The 12,222-nt window shown below is 33.1% G+C and carries 10 protein-coding genes; all 10 read left to right on the plus strand.

Annotated elements, in window-relative coordinates:
* Positions 1 to 28 precede the first annotated feature (28 nt).
* The 10 genes from ROY99_10750 (at position 29) to ROY99_10795 (ending at position 12,222) form a co-directional block, all read left to right on the plus strand.
* Positions 29 to 1,138 (plus strand): hypothetical protein, encoded by a 1,110-nt coding sequence (locus ROY99_10750; GenBank protein MDT3696858.1) that lies wholly within the window; start codon positions 29 to 31, stop codon positions 1,136 to 1,138.
* A complete protein-coding gene (locus ROY99_10755; protein MDT3696859.1) occupies positions 1,135 to 4,398 on the plus strand; it encodes a phospholipase D-like domain-containing protein in 3,264 nt (1,087 codons plus the stop codon). Before ROY99_10750 ends, ROY99_10755 begins: the two co-directional genes overlap by 4 nt.
* Before the next feature lie 530 nt (positions 4,399 to 4,928).
* Positions 4,929 to 5,759, plus strand: coding sequence for a prolyl oligopeptidase family serine peptidase (locus ROY99_10760; GenBank protein ID MDT3696860.1), 831 nt, complete (start codon positions 4,929 to 4,931; stop codon positions 5,757 to 5,759).
* A 24-nt stretch (positions 5,760 to 5,783) separates the two neighbouring features.
* Positions 5,784 to 7,784, plus strand: a complete 2,001-nt coding sequence (locus ROY99_10765) for a (Fe-S)-binding protein (protein MDT3696861.1) — start codon at positions 5,784 to 5,786, stop codon at positions 7,782 to 7,784.
* Positions 7,785 to 7,812: 28 nt separating this feature from the next.
* Positions 7,813 to 8,004 (plus strand): histone H1, encoded by a 192-nt coding sequence (locus ROY99_10770; protein ID MDT3696862.1) that lies wholly within the window; start codon positions 7,813 to 7,815, stop codon positions 8,002 to 8,004.
* Positions 8,005 to 8,068: 64 nt separating this feature from the next.
* The gene (locus ROY99_10775; protein MDT3696863.1) at positions 8,069 to 9,241 is read left to right on the plus strand and encodes a CapA family protein; all 1,173 of its coding nucleotides are present in this window, start codon (positions 8,069 to 8,071) and stop codon (positions 9,239 to 9,241) included.
* Between the two features lie 87 nt (positions 9,242 to 9,328).
* Complete coding sequence (gene dusB, locus ROY99_10780; GenBank protein MDT3696864.1) at positions 9,329 to 10,315, plus strand: tRNA dihydrouridine synthase DusB; 987 nt, start codon at positions 9,329 to 9,331, stop codon at positions 10,313 to 10,315.
* 21 nt (positions 10,316 to 10,336) lie between these two features.
* A complete protein-coding gene (locus ROY99_10785) occupies positions 10,337 to 10,948 on the plus strand; it encodes a hypothetical protein (GenBank protein ID MDT3696865.1) in 612 nt (203 codons plus the stop codon).
* Complete coding sequence (locus ROY99_10790) at positions 10,945 to 11,697, plus strand: enoyl-CoA hydratase/isomerase family protein (protein MDT3696866.1); 753 nt, start codon at positions 10,945 to 10,947, stop codon at positions 11,695 to 11,697. The genes ROY99_10785 and ROY99_10790 overlap by 4 nt, the downstream gene beginning before the upstream one ends.
* Positions 11,698 to 12,222, plus strand: a complete 525-nt coding sequence (locus ROY99_10795; GenBank protein ID MDT3696867.1) for an adenine phosphoribosyltransferase — start codon at positions 11,698 to 11,700, stop codon at positions 12,220 to 12,222.

Consider the following 12,222-nt stretch of genomic DNA (forward strand, 5'->3'; position numbering starts at 1 on the left):
TCGAATTAATTATTTTATGGTTGGAAATTTGAAAAACAAAATTTATAAAATGAAGAAATATTTACTTTCACTTTTTGGAATTCTCGTTTTTATTAGCTGCTCTGATAAGTTTGATATTACACAATTCGATCAATATACTGGTAATATTAATATCGGAGGAGATACTTTATATATTCAAAATGGAGAACCCTGGGGCGGATTTAATAATCCGCGTGCAATACTGATGGGTAAAGAGCCGTTTATTTATGTTTGCGATACTGATAATAACAGGATTGTTATGCTTGATGTTGCCGGACAATGGCATGGTTCTTTGTCTATTAAAAAGCCAGTTGCCATTGCTCAGGATTATCATCTTAATCTTTATGTGTGTGCTGATTTTGATACTGCAAATGTTACCTACAGTGCGCTTTACAAAATAAACTTATTTGCTGCGGGTCATCAAATAGAAAATGCGCCGGTAGTCAGGATACTTCCCTTACGTGATTCTGATTTTAACCTTCAAAGAAAATATACTGCAGTTACAGTTTTTTATGACAATTCATTATATGTTGCCAGAACCGGTCCGAATAACTCAAGTATTTCCAATCCTGATAATTCAATTTTCAAGATAGCGCCTAAGAAACTTAATGCCGGCGGTGATTTATTAGTGCCAAAAGATAAAGATACACTTACGATTGGAAGAGTTCCGTTTATTGATCCGTTAAACCGCGGTTTAATTTCTGCCAACGGAATTAATTCAATGACTTCTTTTAATAAAAGAAATATAGATTTTATTGCTACATTAGCGGGTGAATCAAGTTTTAAGGCACAATGGTTTTATTTTTATTCTTCGGGAATTGAAGAAAGATATTACAGTAAATTTGATCCTGTTATTGATGGAGTTGCTTTTGTTAAACCAAACAGATTTCAGGCACCAACCGGCTCTTGTATTGATCCTTCAGGAAATATTTTTATCGCAGATGCCGGCAAAGACAGTGTGTTAAAGTTTAATTCGAGCGGCGTTGAAATGCATTCCTTTGGAGGATCGGAATTTTTTATTGAACCAGCCGGTGTGGCTTTTTTTGATAAAGTACTATTTGTACTTGATGCTGGTAAAAATCAGATTCTAAGATTTAAATTATCAACAGATACACAATGAAACTTCTTAATATTTTTTTATTTGCATTTCTGTTAGTCAGCAGTGCTTTTTCACAGCCGATAATAATTAATGAAATTTATAATTCAAGTACAACTGATGAATGGATTGAATTATTAGTAGTTCAGGATAGTCTTGATTTGAGGAACTGGGATATAAGAGATTTTAGCAGTACTGGCAATCCACAGGCGCCGCTTAGTTTTTCTTCAAATACTTTATGGAGTAATTTGAGAAAAGGCACAATTATTATTATTGCCCGCGCCGAAAATACTTTTTCAGAAGATCTTGATCCCAGTGATTATTTACTGATTGTTAAATCCAGTAATGCAATTTATTTATCAGGTACTCCGTTTTCATTTGCCGGAACTTCTGATGCGTTGCAGATTAGAAATTCTTCTCAAGTCCATCAGTTTGGTGTATCCTGGGGAACAAATAATGCTAATAGTATTCCTAATCCTAAAGTTCATTTTACAAGTGCATCTTCCAGCGGAACTTCAATAATATTTATTCAAGATGATGTATCTAAGTTAACAAACACAGCTAACTGGACGATTAATGCAGGTTCGTCAATGGGGTTGGGTAATTCTGCAGCAAATATTGCCTGGATAAATTCATTAAGAACAAAGTTGGAAGGATCAGGCACTGCAACACTTTTACCCCAGATTGTTGTTGGTGATTCGATAATTGATTTAAATTTTACCTATAAAAAAAATCCGCTGTACAATATCAATTCTTTGCGGATTATTATACCTGAAGATTTTTTGTGGTCTCAATCTCAATCTGAAATTAATTATTCAAACTTCACTTCCAACTTGAGTGTCAATGGAGATACAATATTTTTTAGTAATATAAATTTTATCAGTGATACTGTAGCTATAACAGTAAATGAAGTTACTGCACCTCATTATACAGGCAGATATAAGATTAAATTTCAGTCAGGGGTAAACTTAGTCCTTGCAGATGTTAGTCCGCTGCCGTCACTATTGGTTTATGGTGCTCCGATTCCTATTGCAGATGCTAAAATTAATGATAACACAGGAATAGGTTTAAGATTAGGCGATCTTGTTACTTTAAGAGGTATTGTAACTGTCAGTAATCAATTTGGAGGACCAAGTTACATTCAGGATAATACGGGAGGCATTTCTGTTTTTGGTTCAGCTTTTTCAAATGCTGTGCAAATAGGTGATGAAGTACTGGTTACCGGTACTGTTGCTCAGTTTAACGGACTTAATCAGATAGAAAACCCAACACTCCATTCAATCATCAGTTCAGGCAACACTGTTGAACCCCTTATTACTACTCCGGCAGCTTTAAGCGGTGATGGTATAAATGGAGTTGAAAACTTTGAAGGAAAATTGGTAAGAGTTAACGGAGTTGTTGTATCTGAATTAAATGGAAATTCAGTAAGTAACTGGGCTTATAAAAATTATAAACTTACAGGCTCAAATCCTTCAGATACTGTACAGATTAGGATTGATAACGATACACAGATTATCGGTCTCGTTGCTCCTGCAGCAAAGTTCGATGTTATTGGAGTCCTTAGTCAATACAAACCTTCTTTACCTTTTATCGGTGGATATCAAATAATGCCGCGGGTACCTGCAGATATTCTGTCTAACGGACCAATAATAGAAAAATATCCTGAAGAAGTTAATCTTACAAGCAATTCTATTTCCTTGGAATGGACAACTATAAATCCAGGTACTTCAAGAATACGATATGGCGTAACAACTAATTATGAACTTGGCGTGGTTGAACTTGATAATGTATTAAGAACAAATCATTACCTTACTGTTGATGAACTTGAAGCAGCAACAATCTATCATCTTCAGGTCTTTTCTGTTGCAAATGGAGATACAAGTTTTTCCAGTGATATAGTTTCAAGTACTGCTTCAGCATTTCCAACCACAGGCGAAATCCTGGTCTATTTTAACAAATCAATTAATACTTCTGTATCATCCGGAATTAATGCAAATGGAAATGCCAATTTTCAAAATATTCTTATTGATAGAATTAATAATGCAAAACGATCTATTGATGCCGCACTTTACAGCTTAAGCGGAACAGTGGGTGCAAATATTGCAGCTGCTCTTCTAAGTGCTAAAAACCGAGGGGTTAAAATCCGAGTAATCGGTGAGTATGATAACAGAACTACTGCACCATGGAATACTTTAATCAATAACGGAATACCTTATATAAATGATAGATTCGGCAATAACGACGGAAGCGGAATTCATCATAATAAGTTTTTCATCATAGATTATCGCGGCGGTATGCCTGATAGTGTTTGGGTTATCACCGGAAGTTGGAATCCAACTGACCCAGGAACAAATGATGACAGACAAAATCTTATACTTATTCAGGATGTTGCTCTAGCCGGTGCTTATACATTGGAATTTAATGAGGAGTGGGGTAGTGATACTGATTCTCCAAATGCTGCAAATTCAAGATTTGGACCAAGAAAACTTAACAACACACCGCATAATTTTGTAATTGCCGGTAATAAAGTTCAATTATATTTTAGCCCGAGTGACGGAACAACTGCAAAGATAGGAAGAACACTTGGCAAAGCTGAGAAATCCATAAATGTGGCATTACTTTCGTTTACAAGACGTGATCTTGCAGATACTATTATTACAGTAAAAAACAAAGGTTCTAAAACAAGGGTGATATTAAGTAATAATACCGATACAGGCAGTCAATTTTTTTATATGCAATCTGCTGGAGTAGATATAAGATTAAAAGGATTTACTACTGGTTTATTGCATCATAAATATGCTGTGGTTGATGCCGAACCATTTGGATATAATGCTTCAGTTATTACCGGATCTCATAACTGGTCATCTTCTGCAGAAAATGTTAATGATGAAAACACATTGATTATTCAAGATGCGCAAACTGCTAATTTTTATTTGCAGGAATTTGCCGCAAGATATTATGAAGCAGGCGGACAGGATTCTTTAGTAACAAGTATTGAGGAAATTACTGAGACAATTCCTGTTCAATTTAATTTGTACCAGAACTATCCGAACCCGTTTAATCCTGTTACAAATATTAGATTTGACGTGCCGTTTACTCAAAAAATCGAACTCTCCGTTTTCGATCTGCTTGGACAAAAAATTAAAGAGTTATATAACGATGTTATAAATGCAGGTTCATATACGGTTGAGTTTAATGCAGGTGATCTTGCAAGCGGAGTTTATTTTTATAAAATTCAGTCAGAATCATTTACTGATGCTAAGAAGCTTTTATTACTGAAGTAGTATTAAAAAAATCTGCTGATGCTTTTGCCGTTAATATCAGCCAGATATTTTTGTAATCAGGTTTAGTAAGTCAGGAACTCTTATAAGAAAAGGTTCTGAATAATATTATTTGGTTTTTATCCAGCCGCATTAAAGACAATACCTTTTATATTTGATAAAATCATTCTACTGCTTGAGATTAAGTTTCAAATTAAACCAAATATTGAAAAATCTGAGTACATCTAAATCTTATAAACTTATTGATTTTTCATTATTTACCATTTAGTTTTATATAAATGCCTGCTTTCGGAAAACAAAAGTAATCTACGTTCAATTTTTTACAGAGATAATTCTTGATAAAACTAAAATTATTTTCAGTGAATTTTAGCACTATGAATGAAAAAGTTCGTTTTAAGTCTTGAAATCACACTTTTTGAAGAAAGAACAAATACTAAAGCAAAGTTCTGTATGCAAACACCATAAGAATTATTTTTATTCAAAATTTTAAAAATTATTGACTTTTCAGTGTTTATTACTCATATTTCAAAGTAATGAACAGAGAATTTAGACTGAAAACAAATGAGGGTAATGTTCTTGATATTTCTGTCAATGGATTAGAAAACATTAATAAAGCTCATTGTTTGATTTTAGTGCACGGTTTTAAAGGATTTAAGGATTGGGGCTTTTTTCCGTTTACATCTGAGCAGCTATCTAAATGTGGATACTTTGTTGTTTCTTTCAATTTTTCGCATAATGGGGTTGACAAAACAGGTTCGGATTTATTTGATGTTGAGAGTTTTGCAAAAAACACAGTATCTCTGGAAGTATCTGAACTTGTTCAAATTATCAAAGCTTGTAAATCGGGATTTTTTGGAAATACTGTTGCTCAAAAGATTGGATTGATTGGTCATAGCCGGGGCGGCGGAACAGCAATTCTAAGTAGTCTGATTGAAGAAGCTGATGTATATGTTGTTTGGGCGTCGATTGCAAAATTTGATAGATATACCGAAAGGCAAAAAGTTGAATGGAGAAACAAAGGAACAATGCATATTGTAAATTCACGCACAAAGCAAACGTTACTGATGAATGTTGAAATGCTGGAAGATATAGAGAAAAATAAAGAAAATTCATTAAGTATTAAAAAAGCAGTAAACAATCTGAACAAACCCTTATTAATTATTCATGGAACTGAAGATCTTACAGTTCCTGTTACTGAAGGTGAACAAATTTATAACTGGAGTAACAAATCAATTACAGAGTTTAAAAAGATTCCCGCTTGCGGACATACTTTTGATATTGTGCATCCTTTTACCGGCAGTAATAAGAAATTTGATCTGGTCATTCAGACAACAAAAGAGTTCCTGAATGTAAATTTTATTTAATCCTGATTTTTTAGATTTAATTTAATGGAATTAAAAAACATAATATTCATACTGATTTTTATTATAACCTTTGCTTTTTTCGGTTATAGTGTTAATAATCTCATAAAATATCTTAAGGTTGCAAAAAAGAAGGACGATAGATTTGATGATATTCCGACAAGATTGAAAAGAGTATGGAATATTGCCTTTGCTCAAACAAAACTATTGCGTGAACCACTTGCCGGTCTGCTCCATCTTTTAATTTTTTGGGGATTTGTTCTGTTTATTTTTGCTGTACTAGAAAGTATTATACAAGGATTCTATTCATCATTTTCACTTTCCTTTCTCGGAGCGTTTTATTCTTTAATTACTGTGGTTCAGGATATTTTTGGATTACTGGTGATTGGTTCAGTTCTGCTTTCACTTTACAGAAGATATATCCAAAAAGTACCTAGATTGCAGGTTGATAAACATGGGATGAAAGATGCTGCTTTTATTCTTATCCTTATTATGTTTATTGTAATATCAATGTATGGTCAAAATGCTTCCGGGTTTGCCAATAATGGAATGATGTATCATCCGCACGAATTAAGACCGATCTCTTCATTTATAGCTGGAATATTTTTTAACGGTCAAACTGCAAATACACTAGTTCTTTATGAAATATTTTGGTGGATGCATGTTTTAATGATATTTGGATTCTTAAACTATCTTCCATACTCTAAACACTTACATATTTTAACCTCAATTCCTAATGTGTTCTTCGCTAATCTTGATCCGGTCAGGAATACACTTAAGAAAATTGATCTCGAAGATGAAAATATTGAAACATTTGGAGTTGCAGATATTGATCAGTTTAGCTGGAAGCAAATATTGGATGGATATTCCTGTACCGAATGCGGAAGATGTACTTGGAATTGTCCTGCAAACATTGTAGGTAAGTCGTTATCACCAAGGGAGTTAATTGTAGACATCAGAAGAAGAACTTTTGATAAAGCTCCATTGATTGTTGAAGGGAAAACTGAGGGTGAGCTTTATGAAAAAACTTTAATTCATAATTACATTTCGGATAAAGTACTGTGGCAGTGCACTACTTGTTTAGCTTGTGTTCAAGAGTGTCCGGTAATGATTGAACATGTTGATTCAATTGTAGATATGAGAAGGAATTTAGTTTTAACAGAATCAGAATTTCCGCCGCAATTAAATCCTGTATTTAAGAGCCTTGAAACTAATTACACTCCGTGGGCATTTAATGCTGCGGATAGAGCAGCCTGGGCTGAAGGAATGAACATAAAAACGATGGCAGAAGATAAGGATGGTGAAGTTTTATTCTGGGTTGGCTGTGCTGGTTCATTTGATGACAGATATAAAAAAGTTACAAAAGCTTTTGCCACTATAATGCAGAAAGCAGGCATTGATTTCAGAATACTTGGAACTGAAGAGAAATGTAACGGTGATACAGCAAGGAGATTGGGTAACGAATATTTAGCCCAAATGATGATGCGCGAGAATATTGAAACCCTGAATAATTACGGTGTAAAAAAAGTAGTAACAGCTTGTCCTCATTGTTTTCATTCATTAAAGAACGAGTTTCCTCAGTTCGGAGGTAATTATGAAGTTACTCATCATACTGTGTTTATAGAAGAGTTGATTGCAAAAGGCAAAATTCAGATTAAAGATGAATCTGAAAACCAAAAAGTTACATATCACGATTCATGTTACTTAGGCAGATATAATAATATTTATGATGCTCCAAGAAATTCGTTAAGTAAGGTTGCTGGTTTGGATATTGTTGAGATGAAAAGAAATAAGAGTAAAGGATTTTGCTGCGGAGCCGGAGGTGGAAGAATGTTTCTTGAAGATGATGAAGGTGGAAGGATAAATGAAGAAAGAACAAGAGAAGCCTTGGAAACAAATGCTGATACAATTGCTTCTGCCTGTCCGTTTTGTATGACAATGATAACTGATGGAGTAAAACATTTTGAAAAGACTGATGAAGTTGCTGTTAAAGATATTGCAGAAATAATTCTGGAAAACATAAAATAATTAATTCACTAATTTATAGGAGGTTCGTATGGAAAAATTTAATCAATTGGTACAATTCGTTCAAAGTTTGGAAGGTGATTTCCAAAAATTTTATGTGAAAGAACAAGCTGCTGCCGGTACAAGAGTACGCAAAGGTTTGAGCGATCTCAGAAAATTATGTCAGGAAATCAGAAATGATGTTCAGGCAGTAAAAGCTGCTAGAAAAGCTCCTAAACCATAAGAGCTTAAAATATTTGAATTATAAAAGGCTGAGTTAGAAATAGCTCAGCCTTGTTTTATATTGTATGAAAAATTTAATTATCTCATTATCAGTTTTATCTACATTTGTATTTAATATTCCATCAACCCAAATACTTGATGATTATAAAAGTGCTGTCAGAACAGATAGTACTATTACAATCACCATTTCTGTGGTTGGTGATTTAATGTGCCACAGTCCTCAATTTGAATATGCTAAAGTTGGTAAAGATAGTTTTGATTTTACTCCTACTTACAGAAATGTAAAAAGATATCTTGAATCATCCGATTTCACTTTCGGAAATCTGGAAACTGTTACTGCTGGGAAAAAAAACGGAGGTTTTACCGGATATCCTTTTTTTAATTCACCATCTCAATATCTTGATGCACTAAAATCTGTTGGATTCGATTTACTTGTAACTGCTAATAATCATTCTATTGATAGAGGTGAAAATGGTGTGCTTTTAACAATTGATGAACTGATAAAACGCAATATTAATTATGTTGGCACTTATAGTTCTCAAACTGACCGGGATTCTGTAAGAGTGTATGATATTAAAGGAATTAATATTGCTTTTCTTGCTTATAGTTATGGAACAAATGGTAATCCAATTCCAAAAGGGAAAAATTATTTAATTAATCTTATTGATTTTAACTTAATTGAACAGGATATTAAAACAGCAAGAAATAATGGAGCTGAATTAGTTTTAGTTCATTATCATTTTGGAGATGAATATATCCGTGAGCCTGTTAAAGCTCAGAGAGATGCTGTTAATAAAGCGATTGAATTTGGAGCGGATATTATTATTGGAGGACATCCGCATGTTCTTCAGCCTGTGGATTTTTTTCGGACAGTAAATGGAAAGCTTGATACCGGATTTGTTGCCTATTCAATGGGAAACTTTATTTCAAACCAGAGAGATAGATTTAAAGATGCTGGTATTATTATTACTCTGAATATCTTAAAAGATTTTAATGATAATAAAATTACTATCAATGAAGTAAATTATCTTCCCACCTGGGTATTTAAAGGAAATACTCTAAACGGCAGAGAATATGTGATAATTCCTTCTACATTTCAGAATGATTCAACCATAACTTTATCATTAGCAGATATAAAAAGAATGAATCAGGCATTTCAGGATACAAGGGATATAGTTAATAAATATTCAACAAATCCTAAGTTAAAAGAAATAATAGACATAAAAGAAATTGATTAGAAATTGAATTATCCTTAAATGCACTACGTTATTTTTTAAATCAATTATTTATATTAACCAATAAAAAGTATTAAAATATTATAACTGATGTTTAAAGTTGGAAATGTTGAAATAGATAAAGCAATTCTTCTTGCACCAATGGAAGATGTTACAGATGTTTCATTTCGTTTGGTGTGCAAAGAGCTTGGTGCAGATGTAGTTTATACTGAATTTGTAAACTCTGAGGGATTAGTCCGCTCAAATGAGCGAACACACAACAAACTTAAAATTATTGAAGCTGAAAGACCAGTTGGAATTCAGATCTATGGAAATAATATTGAATCAATGGTTGGTGCTGCAAAAATTGCAGATGCAGAAAATCCAGATATGATTGATATTAATGCCGGATGTTGGGTTAAAAATGTAGTTGGCAGCGGAGCAGGCTCAGCTTTACTAAAGGATATCCCGTACCTTACAAAACTTGTAAAAGCAGTTGTTGATTCAGTTGATAGCCCTGTAACTGTAAAAACGAGAATTGGCTGGGATAATAATTCAATTCAAATTGTTGAAGTAGCAAAACGACTTGAAGATATTGGAATAAAGGCTTTAACTGTTCACTGCAGAACAAGATCAATGGGGCATAAAGGTGATGCCGACTGGAGCTGGATTCCTAAAGTGAAGGAGTCAGTATCTATTCCGGTTGTTCTTAACGGAAATGTTCTTTATCCAGGAGATGTTAAACGCGCTTTCAGAGAAACTAACGCTGATGGTGTTATGATTGCCCGCGGAGCAATTGGTAATCCATGGATATTTTTGGAAGCTAAGGAAATTTTATCAAAAGGATATATCCAGACTAAAATTGACGATGAAAAGAAAATCAACACTTGCTTAAGACATTTAGAACTTGCCGTCGGAATAAAAGGCGAAAGACGAGCAGTAATTGAGCATAGAAAATTTTATTCAGGATATTTAAAAGGTATGCATCATGCATCTCGTGTCAGAAACGAGTTGATGCAGTACACAGAGTTAAATCCGGTTAAAGAAACTTTATTCAGATTTTTAGAAGAGCTAAAGAAAACTGAATCTATATTCTAACTATAATATTTATGATGATAATTGTTGAATCACTTTACTACAAATAGCTTTGCACGAGTTATATCAACCATTTTAGTTCCGCCATCTTTTACTATTATCATTTTTACCATATTTGCTTTCACACTTGAAATTGACTTATCAAAAAAAATCCTGACATTCGTGATACCCTTTGTTTTTGGTTTTGCATCACCTATTGCATTGTTTTTATATCTGAGAAAAAAGGGAAAACTTGCTGATCAGGATGCTTCAATTAAAGAAGAAAGAACTTTCCCGTTTTTAATCGCAATTGTTTTTTATTTTATTGGATTATTGTTAATGATAAAATTCAATCTTAATATTATTTCAATCGCATTTTGGTTTTGTTATATTTCTATCACAATAATTACAATATTTATTAATAAATATTGGAAGATAAGTGCTCATTCAATGGGAGTTTCGGGTCCTTTTGCAGTACTAATTTTTGTTTTTGGCTGGATTGGTTTATTGCTTCTCCCGATTGTTTTTCTTGTCGGCTGGTCAAGGGTAAAATTAAAATGTCATAGTATTGCACAAGTTATAACAGGAATTTTAGTAGCATTTATATCAGTTTACCTTCAAATGTATTATATAACTAAATACATAATCAATTTATGATAAAATCTGAAATTATAAATAATACAGCGGTTATAACTCTAAACCGACCTGAAAAAAGAAATGCTTTACATCCCTTTATGGTTGAGCAGATGAAAGGAAGTCTTAAAGAGTTTGCTGATAATGATGTTGTTCATTCTTTAATCATAACTGGTGAAGGTAATACTTTTTGCGCAGGTGCTGATTTAGAATATCTGAATAACTTATCTGATAATAATGCAATTGAAAACTATGATGATTCAAGATCACTTGCAGAAATGTATTTAACGATATACGAATTTCCAAAACCAACAATTGCAGCAGTTAATGGAGCAGCAATTGCCGGCGGTTGTGGGCTGGCTTCTGTTTGTGATTTTATTTTAGCTCATCCCGAAGAAAGTAAATTTGGTTACAGCGAAGTAAAAATTGGATTTATACCTGCTATAGTTTCAATATTTTTAATTAAAAGAATTGGAGAGGGAATGGCAAAACAATTGCTTTTGGAAGGAGATAGAATTTCAGGAAAGAGAGCTTATGAAATCGGTTTTGTAAATTATTTAAGCGAAAATGTATTTGAAAAATCTCTGTCACTTTCAGAAAAATTAAATAAAAACTCATTCGCAAGCATAAAGCAGACTAAACAAATGATTAATCAGATTTCTAATCTTTCTGTCCGCGAAGCAGTTAATCATTGTATAAATCTTAATGTGATAAGCCGTTCAACTGCAGATTTTAAAAATGGGATTAATTCTTTTTTAAATAAGGATAAGTAAATGGATTTAAAATCTTACATCAGGAATATTGAAAATTTTCCCAAACCGGGCATTATGTTTCGTGATATAACAACCCTGCTTAAAAATCCTTTAGTATTTAATTATACTCTTGATTTATTATTTTCTTTGATTAAAGATAAAAAAATCGATAAAGTAGTCGGTATAGAATCACGCGGATTTATTTTTGGTGCAGTATTGGCTTATAAACTTAATGCCGGATTTATTCCTGTGCGAAAACCGGGAAAACTACCCGCCGAAAAAGTTGCAATCTCTTATTCGCTTGAATATGGAGAGGATAAACTCGAAATTCATAAAGATGCTATTAAACCGGGAGATAAAGTATTAATCCATGATGATCTGCTTGCAACCGGCGGAACAATGAATGCAGTATGCAGCTTAATTGAAAAGCTTGGCGGTGAAATTGTTCAATTGTCTTTTGTTATTGAATTATCCTTCTTACAAGGAAGGGAGAAATTAAAAAAGTATGATATTCGTTCTATTGTCAATTATGTTGATGAAAAATAA

It is taken from the genome of Ignavibacterium sp., assembly GCA_032027145.1.
Classification (GTDB): domain Bacteria; phylum Bacteroidota; class Ignavibacteria; order Ignavibacteriales; family Ignavibacteriaceae; genus IGN3.

Bases quoted from the DNA above. Each gene is read 5' to 3' on its own strand.
- ROY99_10755 (MDT3696859.1), top strand. From the start codon at position 1,135: ATGAAACTTCTTAATATTTTTTTATTTGCATTTCTGTTAGTCAGCAGT.
- ROY99_10770 (MDT3696862.1), top strand. From the start codon at position 7,813: ATGGAAAAATTTAATCAATTGGTACAATTCGTTCAAAGTTTGGAAGGT.
- dusB (MDT3696864.1), top strand. From the start codon at position 9,329: ATGTTTAAAGTTGGAAATGTTGAAATAGATAAAGCAATTCTTCTTGCA.
- ROY99_10790 (MDT3696866.1), top strand. From the start codon at position 10,945: ATGATAAAATCTGAAATTATAAATAATACAGCGGTTATAACTCTAAAC.
- ROY99_10760 (MDT3696860.1), top strand. From the start codon at position 4,929: ATGAACAGAGAATTTAGACTGAAAACAAATGAGGGTAATGTTCTTGAT.
- ROY99_10765 (MDT3696861.1), top strand. From the start codon at position 5,784: ATGGAATTAAAAAACATAATATTCATACTGATTTTTATTATAACCTTT.
- ROY99_10795 (MDT3696867.1), top strand. From the start codon at position 11,698: ATGGATTTAAAATCTTACATCAGGAATATTGAAAATTTTCCCAAACCG.
- ROY99_10775 (MDT3696863.1), top strand. From the start codon at position 8,069: ATGAAAAATTTAATTATCTCATTATCAGTTTTATCTACATTTGTATTT.